Annotated in this window: 14 protein-coding genes; 10 read left to right on the top strand and 4 right to left on the bottom strand. The window is 44.2% G+C overall.

Going from position 1 to position 17,433, the window contains the following annotated elements; translation table 11 throughout:
* Window positions 1–506: 506 nt before the first annotated feature.
* On the top strand, window positions 507–716 hold the full coding sequence (locus tag JGK22_RS09700) for a hypothetical protein (protein ID WP_293175398.1): 210 nt from the start codon (window positions 507–509) through the stop codon (window positions 714–716).
* 227 nt (window positions 717–943) lie between these two features.
* Here JGK22_RS09700 and JGK22_RS09695 read toward each other — a convergent pair whose 3' ends face one another.
* A complete protein-coding gene (locus JGK22_RS09695) occupies window positions 944–1,234 on the bottom strand; it encodes a hypothetical protein (protein ID WP_293175400.1) in 291 nt (96 codons plus the stop codon).
* A 217-nt stretch (window positions 1,235–1,451) separates the two neighbouring features.
* Between JGK22_RS09695 and dnaN the strand changes: the two genes are divergently transcribed.
* Window positions 1,452–2,591 (top strand): DNA polymerase III subunit beta, encoded by a 1,140-nt coding sequence (dnaN, locus tag JGK22_RS09690; RefSeq protein WP_293175402.1) that lies wholly within the window; start codon window positions 1,452–1,454, stop codon window positions 2,589–2,591.
* Window positions 2,592–2,768: 177 nt separating this feature from the next.
* On the opposite strand, the gene JGK22_RS09685 is transcribed toward dnaN, so the two are convergent.
* The gene (locus tag JGK22_RS09685) at window positions 2,769–4,229 is read right to left on the bottom strand and encodes an ATP-binding protein (protein WP_293189490.1); all 1,461 of its coding nucleotides are present in this window, start codon (window positions 4,227–4,229) and stop codon (window positions 2,769–2,771) included.
* A 562-nt stretch (window positions 4,230–4,791) separates the two neighbouring features.
* Here JGK22_RS09685 and JGK22_RS09680 point away from each other — a divergent pair.
* From JGK22_RS09680 to JGK22_RS09660, 5 genes are all read left to right on the top strand, one after another.
* A complete protein-coding gene (locus JGK22_RS09680; RefSeq protein ID WP_293189491.1) occupies window positions 4,792–5,868 on the top strand; it encodes a permease in 1,077 nt (358 codons plus the stop codon).
* A 136-nt stretch (window positions 5,869–6,004) separates the two neighbouring features.
* Entirely contained in the window at window positions 6,005–6,793 is a 789-nt protein-coding gene (locus JGK22_RS09675; protein ID WP_293312760.1) for a TIGR03943 family protein, read from the top strand.
* 265 nt (window positions 6,794–7,058) lie between these two features.
* Window positions 7,059–8,441, top strand: a complete 1,383-nt coding sequence (locus tag JGK22_RS09670) for an oligosaccharide flippase family protein (RefSeq protein ID WP_293189492.1) — start codon at window positions 7,059–7,061, stop codon at window positions 8,439–8,441.
* A gap of 198 nt (window positions 8,442–8,639) precedes the next feature.
* Entirely contained in the window at window positions 8,640–10,208 is a 1,569-nt protein-coding gene (locus JGK22_RS09665) for a hypothetical protein (RefSeq protein ID WP_293196586.1), read from the top strand.
* Window positions 10,209–10,335: 127 nt separating this feature from the next.
* Window positions 10,336–10,902, top strand: coding sequence for a hypothetical protein (locus JGK22_RS09660; protein WP_293312758.1), 567 nt, complete (start codon window positions 10,336–10,338; stop codon window positions 10,900–10,902).
* 380 nt (window positions 10,903–11,282) lie between these two features.
* On the opposite strand, the gene JGK22_RS09655 is transcribed toward JGK22_RS09660, so the two are convergent.
* The gene (locus JGK22_RS09655) at window positions 11,283–11,531 is read right to left on the bottom strand and encodes a hypothetical protein (RefSeq protein ID WP_293196584.1); all 249 of its coding nucleotides are present in this window, start codon (window positions 11,529–11,531) and stop codon (window positions 11,283–11,285) included.
* A 25-nt stretch (window positions 11,532–11,556) separates the two neighbouring features.
* Between JGK22_RS09655 and JGK22_RS09650 the strand changes: the two genes are divergently transcribed.
* Entirely contained in the window at window positions 11,557–12,912 is a 1,356-nt protein-coding gene (locus JGK22_RS09650) for an ATP-binding protein (protein ID WP_293175416.1), read from the top strand.
* A 113-nt stretch (window positions 12,913–13,025) separates the two neighbouring features.
* Window positions 13,026–14,402: an ATP-binding protein gene (locus tag JGK22_RS09645; protein WP_293175418.1), complete on the top strand. Its 1,377-nt coding sequence runs from the start codon at window positions 13,026–13,028 to the stop codon at window positions 14,400–14,402.
* 253 nt (window positions 14,403–14,655) lie between these two features.
* On the opposite strand, the gene JGK22_RS09640 is transcribed toward JGK22_RS09645, so the two are convergent.
* The gene (locus tag JGK22_RS09640) at window positions 14,656–15,441 is read right to left on the bottom strand and encodes an ion transporter (protein ID WP_293175420.1); all 786 of its coding nucleotides are present in this window, start codon (window positions 15,439–15,441) and stop codon (window positions 14,656–14,658) included.
* A gap of 110 nt (window positions 15,442–15,551) precedes the next feature.
* Between JGK22_RS09640 and JGK22_RS09635 the strand changes: the two genes are divergently transcribed.
* The gene (locus JGK22_RS09635; protein WP_293196582.1) at window positions 15,552–17,288 is read left to right on the top strand and encodes a pentapeptide repeat-containing protein; all 1,737 of its coding nucleotides are present in this window, start codon (window positions 15,552–15,554) and stop codon (window positions 17,286–17,288) included.
* The last annotated feature ends 145 nt before the right edge of the window (window positions 17,289–17,433 follow it).

Here is a 17,433-nt window from a genome sequence, read left to right as displayed (position 1 = left end):
GACATTAAGGGAAACAACGTTACAGGCAATAAATATTTACAATTCCTAATCAACTCCGTTTCATTAGTAACAAACATTTACTACTATATATGATGTGGCGTCATTGGAGCTAACTAATGCTCCAATTAAAGATATTTTGAGTGTACCATTGCTGGAATATTTCGTCTTGTATGATTTCTAACGAAAAAGGATACTAAAAATCTAGCGATACCAATCCTAGTATCAACACAATGCCCAAATATATGGTGCTTTGTATGGGCAAACCCTCTAGTGGTTACTATCCATAGGATGCTTACCCTTAGTCCTAAAAGTTTCGTTGAAAGTTCGAGAACGAGACTCGATCGCTACGTATAGCCTTTCTCAAAAAGATGAGGTATAACTGACAGCTTACATAACCGTTTAAACCAAGAGGGCCCAAGCCCAACAACGTCCGCGAATCTTTCTGATAACCGCTGTATTTACGAGAGTTGTTTCCAGAGTGGAGTTGGCAACTCCCTGGTGGTGGTATGCAGTTTTGGATTAAGCTTCCACCTAATCAGCCCGCAGACGAGATTGTGGATCTCGCAGCAGAACGAGGAGTGGGTTTGTGGTCAGGGGCAGCTTACTTTGAGCCTGATGCAAAAGAGGCAAATTATTATTTGGTACTTGGATATGGTGCAGTTACAGAATCTGATATTCATCAAGCATTCAATATACTTAAGGGTTTGAGGCTTTGACGGTAAACAATGATGTCCTCACTAGAATTAGCTGGATGCTTAAGTAGGGAGGCGACTTTTTTGTTAAACGGATTCTATGATATCGAGGTTTGGCGACTGTAATATCAGGCGTTGCTTCAATTTCAAATATATCTCGGCTGAATAAGCTGTTTCGCGTCTAAATTGTATTTTTCGGGCGGGCTTTCTGGCCCACCCCACAGAACTTTTTTTAAACTTGACTATACAATTTAAATGCACTTCAGCTTGTCTTGCTCGAATGTAACGATCGCCAATTGTAGGAAAACGGTACACCGTCGTGTCCTGACTGTGGGTAATCTCAAATCCGGTGGCATCGGATTTGAGATTAGCTGTGGAAAAACCTGTGGACAAATCACCGTAAGTTTGTGGAAAATATCACGGATGCTTTTAACCTGGACATTCTTCGATATCATCGACACCCTAAAGATCCTTAACTCTCTGGCTGAAAAAAGTTTTTGAGGATCGAGGGGCGGGCGATCGACTTTTTCCAGCTTTTCCACAAGTTTTCCACAGGCAAAAAGCAACTACAAGCCTTTTCAGACAAGCATTTAATTTTGTTTTCCACAGTTTACACAGAGCGAACCCCAGAAAAATAATTCAACAAATTAAAAATGAATCTGGTGCTGTGTGCACACCTACACACAGAAAAACCGAGCCACCGACTTTCTGTGATACGATTTGTTTCTATCTCAAATCCGGTTAATTAACCTTCATCTCATGAAATTGGTTTGCACCCAAAGTGACCTCAACGCCAACCTCTCGTTGGTAAGTCGGGCCGTTCCCTCCCGCCCGACACATCCCGTACTAGCCAACGTGCTCTTAGTAGCGGATGAGGAAAATCAGCGGGTTAGCTTAACAGCTTTCGATCTCAGTTTGGGTATTCGCACCAGCTTTGCAGCAGAAGTGACTGGCGGCGGTAGTTTTACCATACCCGCGAAATTGCTCAACGATATAGTTTCCAGACTCCCAAATGGAGAGATTACTTTAGAAGACGAAGCCGGAGATACCGTCGCTTGTCTCACTTGCAGTTCTGGCAGCTATCAAGTCAGAGGCATGGGCCCCGAAGAATTCCCAGAATTGCCGGCAATCGAAGCAGGAACAATCCTGAAATTGCCGCCCGAAGCCTTGATAGAAGGACTCAAAGGAACTTTATTTGCTACTAGCCCCGACGAAGCAAAACAGGTACTGGCAGGCGTGCATTTAAAGGTACTGAAAGATTGCCTAGAATTTGCAGCTACAGACGGCCACAGATTGGCAGTAGTTCAAACTGCCAACGAAAAAGCAGAAGGTGAAGAAACCGAAGAAGAATTTGAGGTGACTGTACCCGCTAAAGCATTGCGGGAAGTAGAAAGAATGCTGGTGATGCGACAGTGGACTGAACCAGTCACCCTACATTTTGAACACGGTCAAGTAGTGTTTGAATGGGCCGAGCAGCGCCTGACAACCCGCACCTTGGAAGGGCAATATCCCGCCTACCGACAGTTGATTCCGCCCTCTTTTGAGCGGCAAATTACTCTTGAGCGGCGATCGCTCTTAGCCGCAGTCGAAAGAATTGCTGTTTTTGCAGATCAAAAAAATAATATCCTCAAATGTAGCATCGACGAGGAAAATCAGGAAATTACTTTGTCAGTAGACGCCAAAGATGTCGGCTGCGGTAAAGAGTCAATGGCGGCACAGATTTCGGGAGAAAGCATAGATATTGCTTTCAACGTGAAATACTTAGTTGACATTTTGAAAACGGCTCAATCTCCCGAAATTCAACTGCAATTAAACGGTGCTCTTGCCCCTGTAATTTTTCAGCCTTTGGGCGGAGTCAATGCCACATTCTTAGTAATGCCTGTTCAGCTTCGACCTTAATTGCTGGAAGAAGATAGGATCCGGCGGTTGGAAACCGCGTCTACACAAACGATGTCCGCCTCCGCGGACTGAAGAATAAAACGTAATTTTAACAACTCGTTCTTCAACCCGCGGAGGCGGGTTTTGGTTGTATAGACGCGGTTTCAACCGCCGGGTATTCTTCATCCTCAACTGCCTTCAAATTAATGGCAACAATATCTCAAATTCCGTACCAGTACCGGGCGTTGAATGCAAGTTCAACTTACCTTTATGCTTCTCCGTAACAATTTGATGAGTAATTGCCAAACCCAAACCAGTACCTTTCCCCGCTGGTTTAGTAGTGAAAAATGTCTCAAAAATCCGCCGCTGAATTTCGGGCGCAATTCCCGGCCCGTTATCGGCAATTCTGATTGCTATCCAAGCATTATTGGGATTTTTTCCCGCTGCTTCTGGGCTGAAGTCTCCATTTTGGCTGGCGGACGATCGCAATTTTGCATTTTGTCGTAGCTTGCGGGGCGGGACGCCATCGCCCAAAACATAATTTTGCATTAATTCTGAACTTACGCAGTCTCCGTCAGCACTGTTTATTACCTCAGTTTGAATAGTAATCGCAGGTACAAAACCTTTGGTTCCTTTTAGCTCTTCCAAGGCGTCCATCGCATTGCTGACAATATTCATAAATACCTGGCTTAACTGACCAGAATAACACTTCACCAAAGGCAAATTTCCATAGCTTTTAACTACTTTAAACCCGTACTTGAGACGGTTTTTCATAATTAGTAGCGTACTGTCAATACACTCGTGGATATTAGATTCTTTCAAGTGGGTTTCGTCCATGTGAGAGAAGGTGTGCAGGCTGGTGACAAGTTCCGTCAGTCTCTCGGATGAAACCTTCATACTTTTGAGAATTTCCGCCCAATCTTCTTGTAAGAAATCAAATTCTATGTCTTCTTTGAGTTCGTCAATTTGTGCGCTAGGGCCGACAATTTGTTCGTAAGCAGTCAGCAATTGCAAGATGTCTTTTGAGTAGTTTGACAAAAAACCGAGATTTCCGCTGATGCAGGTGACGGGGTTTCTAATTTCGTGGGCAACTCCAGCAACCATCTGCCCCAAACTGGCTAGTTTTTCGGTTTGAATTAGTTGAGATTGAGTTTGCTGTCTCAGTAATTTTGTTGCTAGTTCGTGAATATTAGATTGGGCTACTAGCAGTTCGTGTACGTCTACCAAACTATAATTTTGAGGCGACACTTGAACGACAATTGGTTCATAAAGCAGTTCTTTCGATCGCAGCAGCGACTTCCGGGCTGCATCCACGATTAAAGTATTGCTGGGGAAAATTAAAGTCTCAGTTTGGGCAAAGCGGTACAAAGCCCTCACAGGTCGCTTTAAAAATAATTCTCGCCCAAAAGGACGGCTGAGAAATTCTAAAAATCTCCGCCTGGAAATCATCCCCGCAAATTCACCTCGATCGGTTAAAATGACTCCCGGTAACAGCGGATTGGCTTCTAACATCTGGGAAATTTGCATTCCCAAATCCGTAGCTTCTACGTTAAAAGCGTAAAGCGACAATTCCACGAGAGTAGAATCTAAAGAAAGTTCTCCTAAGTCAGCCTGGGAGAGCGGTTGGACTGGTCTTTCTATGCAGGAGGTATTTAACATAAATTCATCAGCACGCTTTTTTGGGGTTATATTTGCCAACAGATATTTAGCCACCAAAGCTCAGTCGATGAGTAGCTGAGTGCTTTGGCCGACATTCTCCTGGGAAACGGAATTTTAAATTACACAAAAAACTTACGGTGGTAAATGAGATTTTACCACTTCCAGTATTAGGCAAGTTCGAGTATGACCGAGATAGATGCGCCCTGGCAATTATGCCTGACTTTATTTTATATTGGCTTGAGGGGTATTAACGCTTTGTTCGAGTATTTAACTCTTAATTAACCTTGAATTATAGTCTTAACCTATTGTTAACAATAACCTGAGAGGGCTGAAAAATAATTAATTAAATATGGGAACATAGAGATTGTAGGCGAGCATCTGTAGGGAAACGGCACTGCCGTGTCCTTACCAGAATCTGGAAATTCTAATGATTGCTATAAGATTGAGGACGATCGCAAAAAAGTTTTAACTGAATCTTAACTTAGCGCTGTGAAGAAGGTATGATCTACAGGGGCTCAGCCAAATACGTGTAACGAGATAGCAATTTACCAGTAGGCGATCGATGCAACCAGTCCTAACGAATCAGTTAAACAATGCTTTTACCCTGTTTCTCAGCTTGTTAGTAGAAGCAATACCTTTTCTGCTGCTGGGAGTTTTATTCTCAGGTTTGCTGCTGGGTTTTGTAGACGAACGCAAACTCGTATCCCGCATCCCGCGAAACCCGCTGCTGGCGGCTTTGATGGGTAGTTCGATCGGCTTTTTGTTTCCGGTGTGCGAGTGCGGTAACGTCCCCGTAGCCCGCAGGTTGCTAATGCAGGGAGTTCCCGCACCAGCCGCGATCGGCTTTTTACTCGCGGCCCCCACCATCAATCCCGTGGTAATTTGGGCGACTTGGACGGCATTTCGCGATCAGCCCGAAATTGTAGTTTTGCGGGTAGTCTTTTCTCTCTTGATAGCCACAATTATCGGCTGGGTGTTCAGCGTCCAAACAGATTTGCGACCTCTGTTACACCCTTCTGTAGCCCGCGCGATTCCTCTCCCAAAACCAGAGTTGTCCGAAACAGAACTCGCCCCAGCCGACACTCCGCTACTGTTGCAGTCGGGAACTTTTATGCTAGGTCAGGGCGGTGCAGTGCCGATCGAATCTTTGCTACAAGACCAGCGACAGCCCTTAAAAACAGGCAAAACTGACAAAACCTCGAAACGTTCCTCGATGTTCCACCGCGTTTCTAAAGAGCGTCTGCGCCTGCTTTTAGATACTATGGTACAGGAGTTGCGGGAATTGGGAGGAGTGTTGGTTGTCGGAAGTGCGATCGCCGCCATCATTCAAGTTGGCGCACCCCGCGAACTAATTCTCAACCTCGGCCAAGGCCCTGTTTCTTCGATTCTGGCGATGCTGCTATTAGGGGCAGTCGTATCGATTTGTTCTACAGTAGATGCTTTTTTTGCCCTTTCTTTTGCTTCCACATTTACCAGCGGTTCGCTGTTAGCATTTCTCATTTTCGGCCCGATGATTGACCTCAAAGGCATCGGTTTAATGCTATCTATTTTTAAAGGTCGCTCTGTAATTTACTTAATGGTCTTGGCAGCTCAGTTAACATTTTTAATGACCCTCGCTGTCAATTTGTATCTAGGTTAATAAATGAGCCTAGACGGAAAAATAACTAGAGATTCCCAATGACCAATAAACAATGACCAATAACCAATGACTAATGACCAATGACTAATGACCAATGACTAATGACTAATGACCAATGACTAATGACTCTTAAAAAATGAATTTCAAGAAAATTAGCCCCTGGCTGGACGCCCTAGCTATCTTAGCGTGGGGAATATTGCTCCTCAAATATTGGATTACCGGCAAATTAAGCATTCTCATTCACCCGAATTACTTTGGGTTGACTGTAGCGGGAGGAATCAGCTTAATGATTATTGGCGGGTTAAAAACTTGGGAACTCTTAAAGGTCGATCGCGCCAACAAACAATCCCGGACATCCTCAAACAAAAAATCTGCCAGAAGTACAGAAGTTGAACACATTACTTTATTTCCCCCCAGTATCGGCAGCACCTTAATGTTGAGCGTCGCATTGATCGGTTTAGCGGTAACGCCACGCACATTTACCAGCCAGACAGCACTCGAACGAGGCCTCACCGAATCCCTGCCCATCACCAGACTGCAACCCCAAGAATTTCGCAATACTACAAAACCCGAAAGGCGATCGCTCATCGAATGGGTGCGGCTGTTAAATTTCAATCCCGAACCCGATACATATAGAGGTCAAAAAGTCAAGGTTCAAGGATTTGTGATTCACCCGCCCAACGTAGCAGAACAATATATGTGGATCGGGCGTTTTATCATTACCTGCTGCGCGGCGGACGCCTATCCGATCGGGTTGCCGGTCAAATTAGCGATCGGTCAAAGTCGCACCGCGTTCGCCCCAGACAGTTGGCTAGAAATAGAAGGAGAGACGATCGTAGAAGAACTGCAAGGCAAGCGCAAATTAATTATTCAAGCATCCTCCCTCCGATCGATTCCCGAGCCTAAAAACCCTTATGATTATTAGACAGCCAGCAAGTTGGAGATTAAATTTTACCTTGGCGATCGCGAGATGGGCATCCCGCCAGTGGGCAACTTTAATCTCGCGACTTGAAATCTGTTGTATTTGAGATTGTGGCATGGGCCAGAAGAGCCCGTCCTCCGTAGGACAATTAACATCAAGTAAAGTCAGCTATAAAAGTAGCAGCAACATCCTGTAGCAGTTGCCAACAGGAAATTCAGCAACTAGACTCGTAATTAGAAAATAAGTTCTCCCTATATGTCATCTGAATATGTCATCTGAAAAAAAATTAGCGCTTAAAGGTGCTTTCTGGACGATCGCCAGCTATGGAAGCAGTCAAATTATCCGATTCGGCAGCAACCTAATCCTGACGCGCCTGCTGTTACCAGAACTATTTGGTCTAATGGGTCTAGCCTACGTTTTTATCACAGGTGTCCACCTATTTACAGACATAGGTCTTGGCCCAAGTATCATCCAAAACAAGCGTGGAGAAGAACCAGAATTTCTCAACACCGCTTGGACAATGCAAGTTATTCGCAGTGTTTTTATTTGGTTTTGTTTAATTTTAATCACCTGGCCAGTCGCTACTTTTTATGGAGAACCCCGTCTCCTGTGGTTGATTCCGGTCATAAGTCTAACTACTCTCATAGGAGGATTTAAATCTACTTCCGTATCCATTCTCGAACGCAAAATGACAGTTAAGAACGTAGTAATGTTTGAATTGGCCATACAGGTCATTTCTACTACAGTCATGATTGTTTGGGCATGGTTCGATCGCAGTATCTGGGCTATCCTCGCAGGGGGTTTCGTAGGCTCTGTAGTGGAATTAGTATGGAGCCATTTTTTGATTCGCGGTCATAAAAACCGCTTTGCTTGGGAGCGAGAGGCAGTTAAAGAAATATTTTCGTATGGAAAATGGATATTTTTGTCTACAATTTTATATTTTCTGTGTTCTCAAGCCGATCGCCTAGTTCTCGGAAAAATATTTAGTTTAACAATGTTGGGCATTTACGGCATTGCTTTTACCCTCGGCGATATGCCCCGTCAAGTAATGATCGCCCTCGCAGGTAGGGTAATTTTTCCCTCGATTTCGATGCTAGCAGACTTACCTCGCGAGGAATTGCGCGCCAAAATTCTCAAAAACCGCAACTTGATTCTGATCCCTTTAGCCCTAGGCTTAGCAATTTTTGTGAGCTTTGGAGATCAGATAATTTTAACACTGTACAGGAAAGAGTATATGGCAGCATCTTGGATGATGCCAATCTTGGCTTTAGGTATTTGGCACACGACTATCCACAATTTGATGGGTTCTTGTTTGTTAGCTATCGGAAAATCTCAGTACGCAGCTATGGGCAATCTGGCAACTTTCTTGAGTATCGCTATCGGCATCCCAGTAGGATATCATTTTATGGGTAATTTAGGTGCTGTGATTGCTGTAGCTGTCGGTGACATTCCTACTTATTTAGTAGTTACCTACGGTCTTAGGAAAGAAGGGCTAACTTGTTTTTGGGAGGACATGAAGTTGACAGCAATGTTTTTAGGGACACTAGCAATCATACTTTTGGTGAGAAAGTCTCTGGGTGGCGGACTACCTATCGATAAAATATCACCCGAGGATCTGGTACGAACTCATGACATATTTAAATATAGGTAGATTTTTCATAGGTCTATTTTATTCAGTCCAAGACACACCACAACTTTCAAAAATGAGTTTTTTCTAACCAAAAAGAAGTAGCAGCCATTACTGTTGGTGAAAAAAATAGCTTTCTAAGAGTTGGAAGCGCGTCCTGGCCTGAATGAAATAGAAAAAATGGGCGGTTAATTTTACAGCAGGAAAAGGAGAGAAACATTTGTGAGTATTTTTAACAAAAAAATTAATCCTTCATCCTTCGCTATTGGGCAATTCAAACAGCCGATCGACCAGGTAGCGATTTTCCTCATCCTACTGCTGAGCGTCTTAATGGGACTGCTGCTGCTGAGTGGCGATCGCACAGCGCCCAGAGTGCGAGATTTTACTTGGGAGAACAAACAAATCGGCGCCGCAGATACCGGCTTTATTCTCAACTTCTTTCGGCCGATGAACCACTCCACCGTCGAGGAAAACTTAAAACTAGAACCGCCCCTCCCAGGTAAATTCAGTTGGGCCGGCAGGCGCATGGCCTACACCCTCAAAGATCCAGCACCCTACGGTGTTACCTACACCTTAAAACTCGCCGGCGCCACCGACAAGTATTTTGGAGAAAACAACCAAAACAAAGGAACGCCAATTCAACCGTTTAGCAGTTCCTTCCGCAGCCGCGATCGAGCTTTTGTTTACATCGGCGTTCAAGGCGAAACAGAAAGCAGATTAATGCTAGTCAATCTCAGCAGCAGCAACTCGAAACCGATACCGCTGACTCCCAAAGATTTAGTTGTCACCGATTTTAAACCGTATCCCGAGGGCGATCGAATTTTATTCTCAGCCACAGATCGATCGATCGCCCGCACAGGCGGCACCCTAAATCAAGAACTATTTACAGTCACCACCGGCCTCAATCCACAATCCCCCGGATCCCAAGCCCAACCAGCACAACCAGCAGGTAGAATCGACAAACTCTTAGACTCCAAAGACTACCAAAACCTCAAATTCGACCTCTCAGCCGACGGAAAAATCATCATTATCCAGCGCGTCAACCGCCGCAATCCCGGCGATTTCAGTCCTTGGATTTTGGAAGAAAAAGTCGCGCCCAAACCCTTGGAGAACCAACAAGGCGGAGATTTTATGATTCGCCCCGACAGCAAATCGATGGTAATATCTCAAAAACAAGGATTAGCGATCGTCCCCCTCAAACCAGAAGCAGATCCAGTAGAATTTTTGCCGAAATACGAACAAGTATTGGGGATGGCCCGCGACAACTCCGCCGCCGCCTACGTTAAATACAACAGCGACTACACTCGATCGCTCTTTATTTTAGACAACCAAGGCGCAGAACAAGAAATACTGCGGATTCCCGGTAGCATCATCGCCGTTTATTTCGATCCGCGCAAAGACAAAGACAACCAATTCCAGCGTCTCTACTGCTTGCTAGCCGAACGCCTCAAAACCGCAAGCTACAAAGAACAGCCTTTCATCGCCGCCATCGACCTCAAAAAAGAGGGCACTCGTTTGGTAGGAACCATCAAACCGCTGCTGGTTTTGCCAAACCAACTAGATACCCAAATCAGTTTATCTCCCGACGGGCTGGCATTAATTTTCGACCAATCAGTCACAACAGCAAAACCCACAGCAGCAGACACTCCCCGCAACGATAGCGGACAGTCGATCGCCACCAGCCGCCTCTGGCTGCTACCCTTATTAGAAATACCCGCAGACAATTCTCCCGCCAAAGTACAGCCAGAAGAACTTCCCTTTGCCGGCTATCACCCCCGCTGGCTCCCGTAAACAGATTTTAGATTTTAGATTTTAGATTGACTTGATACTAAGCCATACTTGAAGTATGTGGTAAACATCAAAAACTTTAAAAAGAACTCCCCAGCCTACAATCTCAAAGCTAAAATCTAAAATTACCATGACTCCCGAAGAAATTAGTAATACCCTTAAAGACTTATTTGGCGAAAATATTGAGACGCCTGCTGCCACTTCTTGGCAAGTCCAAACCCCTAAATTTCGGCTTTTAGTCCTGCTTTCAGAAGACGGAAGTTGGTTGCGGATTTTGCTACCCATCGCCGATGCCCAAGAAGCTCAACCGTTTTTCGAGAAACTGCTAGAAGCTAACTTTGACACCACCCTCGAAACTCGCTACGCCATACATCAAAACGTTTTGTGGGGAGTGTTTCAGCACAGTTGCGCTACACTCGCCGCCGCCGATTTCTCGGCCGCCATCACCAGACTGCTAGCTTTGCAAGAACAAGGTTTGTCCGACTTTTTCGGCGGTTTAATCGAAAGCCGCATCCGTCAAATCATCAAAGCTGCCAAGATGCAGGGACAATCCATAGAAACCACCCTTCAGACTTTAGACCGTTTTTACGCAGAGGGATTGATGGGCGAAATGGAACTCGGGCGAGAGTCTCGCGAACAGACTCTCGCCACTTGGCGCTATCAGCTAGAACGCCTCTGGCCCGAGGTGGAACCCTGAGAGGATTTTAGATTTTAGATTTTAGATTTTAGATTGCAGATTGCAGATTGCAGATTGCAGATTGTAAATTGCAAAAAATAAACGGTAGTAAGACGGTAATCGGAGTTGGGAAGTTCCCTAAAGTTGCATTTATTTAGAGTGGTAGGGCAGCAACGCCCGACGGTTAGGACTTTCTTAATTCCTGAAACCCTTGCATTTGATTGCTTCTTGTTTCTGGCTGATTCCGATTTTACCTTTGCCCTTAGGGCGCGGATTGGACGATCGCCATCCGCCCCCTAGATCCCTCGATCCATGCCCATATATTCACCAATTGCCCGCTATCGCTGCTCTCCAATTCCCTACCATCACCCAAAAATGGTATAACGCATAACCAAAGTGCCTTAATGATTTTTTAAGATTTCCGAAAACAGGCGATCGCATGGTATATCATGGTAAAAAGTTAATAACAAAGCTCCGTAAGTTCCACAAAAGCTTCGATCGTTTAACATTGATTCAGAAACCAAATCTTTAGCAGACAATGCCAGGGCGATCGAGTTTTCCAATCCGGTGCTGCTGTAATTTTTTAAATTAATAATTACCCACCACCAATTACCAGTTACCAATAAATAGCAACTAAAGTTATCCATCATACAAAATTTAACAGGAGTTTCATCTATGTTGGCTGTGCATCAGATTAGCTCGGAGTTATCAGTGTTACACATACCTGCAATTTGTACTTGGAACATCTCCTTAGAATCAACTCTCCTCGACTTGCCTCTCTACAACTGCCAAATAGAATTAACTCAACAGGCAAAAGAAGTAGCCCAGGCTTTTGAAGAAAATTCCATGCTTCCAGGTGTCATGTTGACAAATATGGGTACTTTTGTCGGCATCATATCCAGGCGTCAATTTTTTGAAAAAGTTAACCGTCGCTACGGGTTAGAAATGTTTTTCAAGCGACCGATAGAGGTATTGTACAGATTTTCCAGGCAAGAGCTACTGGTGCTTCCTAGCAGTAAATTAATAGTAGAAGCCGCCCAGGAATCGCTTTACAGATCAGTAGAATTAGTTTACGAACCTGTAGTAGTCGAAGTGGCACCCCAGACCTACAGACTGTTAGACGTACACCAATTAATGGTTGCTCAATCAATAATTCATCAATTGACAAATAAATTGCTCCACGAACAAACCCAAGCCAAACTTATCCAAACCGAAAAGATGGCGAGTCTGGGGAGGATTGTAGCAGGTGTAGCCCACGAAATTAGAAATCCGCTCAACTGTATTTGGGGAAATTTTACTTTTCTGCTGTCCTATTTTGAAAACTTGCTTCAGCTAATCTCGGTTTATGAAGCAGAATATCCGGAACCGTGTCCCCGAATTGATGCCCTCAAAGAAGAAATAGAATTTGATTTTTTACAAGAAGATTTGCCAGTCACCTTAGAAGGCATGAAGTGGGGAGCCTCACAATTACTAAAAATAGTCAACGGTTTGCACCACTTCTCTCACATGGATGAGACAAAGCCAGTAGAAATAGACATTCACGAATGCGTGGAGATTACAATGTTAATTCTGAAAAATCGCTTTAAAAATGGCATAGAAGTGGTAAGAAAATACGGCGAACTGCCGCTAGTTAACGGTTACTCGGGTCAATTGAGTCAGGTGTTTTTGAATTTGTTAGTTAACGCTCTAGACGCCGTGACAGAGTATGCAGCCGATCGCGAACTAGATACAGAGTGCGCGGATAACTGGCAGCCCCAAATCCAAATTACGACTAAAGTGGTAGAAACCGCAGAGGGCAAGTGGGCCGCCATTGGGATCGCCGATAACGGGCCCGGCGTTACCCCAGAAAATCAGCAGCACATATTTGACACATTTTTTACCACTAAACCAGCAGGCAAAGGCAGCGGTATGGGGCTGGCAATCAGCCATCAAATCATCACAGAAAAGCACGGCGGCAAACTAAAATTGCGATCGCAGCCCGGCCAGCACACCGAATTTGAAATACTCCTGCCGATCGTTGGCAAAACATGATTAACTCAAGAACAGCCTTCAGGTTCGGCCATCCAAGTTAAGCGCGATCGGCTAGCTTAGTAGTTAAGTCCTCATTTTGCTTTAAGAGCGTGTTTCGGCAACTAAAAGTTTCAGTGGCAAATACATTAAGTCCCAAACTCCTCGGCCCTTCACTCTCCGAAGGCAGCCATCAAGATCTTTCCCTAGAGTCTACCCTCCAAGATTTGCCCCTGTATCAATTTCAGGTTAAATCGAGCTGCTTGGCCGTAGTAGTTGCCGAAATCTTTGAACAGAATCGCCCAATCCCGGGAGCCGTATTGATAGAAGCAGGAAAATTGGTCGGGATGATATCCCGCAGACAACTGCTGGAATATTTGCTCAAACCCCAAGGCCCCGAGCTATTTTTGCACTTACCGCTGAAGGTTCTCTACAGTTACGCTCGCGTCGAAATATTATTGCTTGCAGAGAGTACAACCATTTTGGCAGCGGCTCAACAAGCTCTGCGTCGATCGCCCGAATTGCAGTCAGAACCAATCGTAGTCCAAATCGACTCCCAATCTTACCGGCTCTTAGATCCTCACGCACTAAACATCGCCTACTGGCAAATTCGCGGCATAGAAACTCAAGTCCGCTACGAAAGAGCCCAAACTCAAATGATTCAAAGCGAAAAAATGGCCAGCTTAGGTCGTTTAGTCACCGGAGTAGCCCACGAAATTTTAGATCCGGTAGGCTTCATTTGGGGCAATTTAACCTACATCAGCGAATACAGCAAAAACTTAATGCAGTTGCTCTCAGTTTACGACGCGCACTGTACCAATCCCCCGCCAGAAATAGCACAGCTAAAAGAAGATATAGACTATGACTTTTTGCAAAACGATTTTCTCCGAACAGTTACCAGCATCAAAGCCGGAGCCGAACGTTTGAGGAAATTAGCAAGCAGTTTGCAAAACTTTTGCCACATCGACGATGTTTATCCCAAACCAGCCGACTTGCACGCCAACATAGATAGCATACTTTTGCTGCTCAAAAGTCGTTTGACCAGGGAAATCAGAGTAGTCAAAAACTACGGATACCTGCCGCCAGTTCAGTGCTATGCAGGACAGCTAAACCAAGTATTTATGAATATCTTGACCAATTCTATTAATACATTAATTAACGCAGCAGTCGGTCAAGAATTGGCGAAAGAGTTCAAAGGTGGAGTAATAAAAGACTTCGAGCGCCAGCCTCAAATTGAAATCACAACTCAAGTCTGCTGTCCCGAACCTGCGAGTGATTTGGATAAATTACACGTTCGCTGGGTTTCGATTCGCATAGCAGATAACGGCCCAGGAATGTCACCTAACAAGTACAATAAAATCTTAGAATCATTCTCTACCGAAAAACGCGCCCTCAAAGAAACGAGCTTAGCCGTTAGCTATCAAATAGTGACCGGCAAACACGGCGGCGCCTTCAGAATGCGATCGCAATTAGGCACCGGTACCGAATTTGAAATCTTGTTACCCTTAGCTTAAAGAAGTTATTAGTTATTAGTTATTAGTTATTAGTTATTGGTTATTGCTTGGTTCTAATAACCAATGCCCAAGGTCGGGAGCATCTCAGTTTTGTAAAAAGCATTTTTTTGATTATAGTGCGAGCGTCCCCGCTCGCGTATTATTATACAAATCGCGAGCGGGGACGCTCGCACTATGAATGCAAAACTGAGATGCTCCCACCAATGCCCAATGCCCAATGCCCAATGCCCAATGCCCAATGCCCCATTCGCAATTACCTCTTACCATTATCTAACTGAGTGCCGCATATTTTACAGAATTTAGCATTAGCATCATGTACAGACCAACCGCAACCCGTACAAACAGTTTCTACCTGATTAGCACTTTTAACTAACTGCTTGATCAAATCCCCCAATTGCCAAGGAATCAGAGCAATCCCCGTCACAATCATCAAAATAGTCAGAAAACGACCAGATTCCGAAATCGGAGTAACATCACCGAATCCCACCGTAGTCATCGTCACAACCGAGAAATAAACAGCGTCCAAAAAAGTCCCAAAACCTTCAGGATTTTCGGGATGTTCAACTTGATAAATCAAACCAGAATAAACAAAAATTATCGCCAGCAAAGTAAACAGAATTCTGGAAAAAATCACTCCATCTTCGCTGCTGATGCGAAAAACAGAATTTTTCAATTCCAGAAAGCGGATGAGTCTAAGAATTCTAAACCAGCGAAAAATCCGAATAAAACTGACATTGACAAATCCAAAAAAGAATGGTAAAATCACCAGCAAATCGACGATAGAGAAAAAACTAAAAATAAACTTAATTTTATAGTCAGCGCACCAAAGTCGCAGTAAATACTCGACAGCAAAAACAACTAAAAGGGCGGTGTCGAGAGTTTGTAATTTGATTCTAACGGATTGGGAAATCGGATAAGTTTCAGCGATAAAGCTGGCGGAAGAGAGGAGAATTAGTCCGGTAATAATTAAACTAACGGTTCTCCCTGTGGGCGTTTCAATATCTTCTAGATAAAATGCAATTTGTTTCCGGTTTAACATAAATAATCTGTATTGTAGGCTGGGTAGGGACACAATATTGTTGTATCCTCTCTAACTAATAGCTTAAAATATTTAAAGCGCTAATTTCAAATATCAGGTAATTATTGAAGATGACTATCGAATTAACGAAGGGTGACAGATTTAATCTTTCTAAGGAAGCTCCTGATTTCAATAAAGTTGCGATCGCCCTGGGGTGGCAAGTCAGCCAGACAGCACAAAATTACGACATTGACGCATCTGTTTTCATGTTAGGCGCTGACGGTCGAATTCCCGACGAAAAATATTTTGTATTTTACAACAATTTGACATCCCCAGACGGTGCAGTGCGACATTCGGGAGACAGTGCGACTGGACAAATCGAGGGAGATGACGAGACGGTTTATGTGGATTTGAGTCTGATCGATGCTGCTGTTGAGGAAATTGTGTTTGTTGTTACCATTCACGAGGGACAGGCAAATAATCAAAATTTTAGTCAAGTCAGAAATTCGTTTATCCGGCTTTACAATCTCAAGACTGGTAGCGAACTGGTTCGGTATAATTTAAAAGAGGTTTTTTTGCAAGAAACGGCTTTAGAGTTTGGACGTTTGTACAGAAAGAATGGTGAATGGAGATTTCAGGCTGTAGGACAAGGATATAATGCTGGATTGCAAAGTTTTGTGGACAAGTATCATGTTGAGAATGCGGTTGATAAAAGCTCGAATGCTGGTGGGAAGGTTGATGATGCTGAGGTTTTGAGGCGTTTTTGCGATCGGGTGGATAAGCAATTGCAGGAAGTGGCTGCGGGAGAGTCTGTTGCTAATCCTGTGAATGCGGATAATGTGGAAGTAGATGGGGATGTAGATAGTTCAGTTCAAGAAAGTCAGGAACCGGCACTGACTGCTGAGGAATTTTGGCGGCGGTGTAGAGACGGAGAACGAGATTTTACAGGCGTTAACTTAGCAGGAGTGGATTTGAGCGGAAAAATTCTGGAATCTCCCATTAGTTTCAGTCAAGCAAACCTGAGTAATGCCAACCTGAGTAATGCCAACCTAGTCAAGGCAAACTTGATTGGAGCTAACCTGCAAGAGTCAAACTTAAGCTCAACCAATCTGCAACAAGCTGATTTGATAGAGGCAAAGTTAAGCAGTGCGAATCTAACTAAGGCAAAATTGGAGTATGCAAAACTGATTCAAGCAAATCTCCGTCAAGCAATATTAAGCGATGCAAACTTCACAGGAGCAAACCTCACAGGGGCAAATCTCAGTGGAGCAAACTTAACAGGGGCAAATTTTGCGGCTGCTAACCTAACTGCTACCAATCTAAATAGTGCTAACCTAACTTCTGCCAATCTAAATAGTGCTAATTTGGCAGGAGCAGATTTAAGCAAATCAAATCTAAACAACGCAAGCCTAAGTGCTACTAATCTGACAGGCGTTGAATTGACAGGTGTAAGTTTTATGGGAGTAGACCTTACGAACGTTAACTTGAAGGTCGCTAACCTCACAGGTGTAAGCTTTGTTGGAGCTAACTTGAAGAGAGCTAACCTCAGAGGTCTTGACCTGAGAGGTGTTAATCTTATTGGGGTAAGTTTGGTCGGATTAACCCTAGATAGCATCAACTTGAGCGGGCAAAACTTAAGGTGGTTCAATCTATGTGGAACTAGCTTGAGCGGTGTCAATTTGAGTGAAGCCGATCTAACTTCAGCAGACTTGCGCGGGGCAAACTTGACAATGGCAAACCTAGAGAAAGCTAATCTGAAGGAGGCTAATTTGGCGGGAGCAAACTTAACAGGAGCAAAGATGGAAGGTGCAAAACTAACGGGCGCAATTATGCCAGACGGCAGAACTTACAAGAGAACTCGCAAATAAATTAATGTGTGTAATAAAAACTTCAATCCTTATATTTCTGGAGTGACGCATTGCGACTAAAGAAACCGGGTTTTTTGCCGAATCTGTCGCCCCAAACCCATATTTTCGCGAAAAAACCCGGTTTCTGGCCCCTGTACTGGATTTA

The organism is Microcoleus sp. PH2017_08_TRC_O_A (genome assembly GCF_020738665.1).
Lineage (GTDB): Bacteria > Cyanobacteriota > Cyanobacteriia > Cyanobacteriales > Microcoleaceae > Microcoleus.
This window is presented reverse-complemented; position numbering and strand designations above follow the sequence as displayed.

Excerpts from the sequence above, each read along its gene's own strand:
- JGK22_RS09700 (WP_293175398.1), top strand. The coding sequence starts at position 507 with ATGCAGTTTTGGATTAAGCTTCCACCTAATCAGCCCGCAGACGAGATT.
- dnaN (WP_293175402.1), top strand. The coding sequence starts at position 1,452 with ATGAAATTGGTTTGCACCCAAAGTGACCTCAACGCCAACCTCTCGTTG.
- JGK22_RS09685 (WP_293189490.1), bottom strand. The coding sequence starts at position 4,229 with ATGTTAAATACCTCCTGCATAGAAAGACCAGTCCAACCGCTCTCCCAG.
- JGK22_RS09680 (WP_293189491.1), top strand. The coding sequence starts at position 4,792 with ATGCAACCAGTCCTAACGAATCAGTTAAACAATGCTTTTACCCTGTTT.
- JGK22_RS09675 (WP_293312760.1), top strand. The coding sequence starts at position 6,005 with ATGAATTTCAAGAAAATTAGCCCCTGGCTGGACGCCCTAGCTATCTTA.
- JGK22_RS09670 (WP_293189492.1), top strand. The coding sequence starts at position 7,059 with ATGTCATCTGAAAAAAAATTAGCGCTTAAAGGTGCTTTCTGGACGATC.
- JGK22_RS09660 (WP_293312758.1), top strand. The coding sequence starts at position 10,336 with ATGACTCCCGAAGAAATTAGTAATACCCTTAAAGACTTATTTGGCGAA.
- JGK22_RS09655 (WP_293196584.1), bottom strand. The coding sequence starts at position 11,531 with ATGATGGATAACTTTAGTTGCTATTTATTGGTAACTGGTAATTGGTGG.
- JGK22_RS09650 (WP_293175416.1), top strand. The coding sequence starts at position 11,557 with ATGTTGGCTGTGCATCAGATTAGCTCGGAGTTATCAGTGTTACACATA.
- JGK22_RS09640 (WP_293175420.1), bottom strand. The coding sequence starts at position 15,441 with ATGTTAAACCGGAAACAAATTGCATTTTATCTAGAAGATATTGAAACG.
- JGK22_RS09635 (WP_293196582.1), top strand. The coding sequence starts at position 15,552 with ATGACTATCGAATTAACGAAGGGTGACAGATTTAATCTTTCTAAGGAA.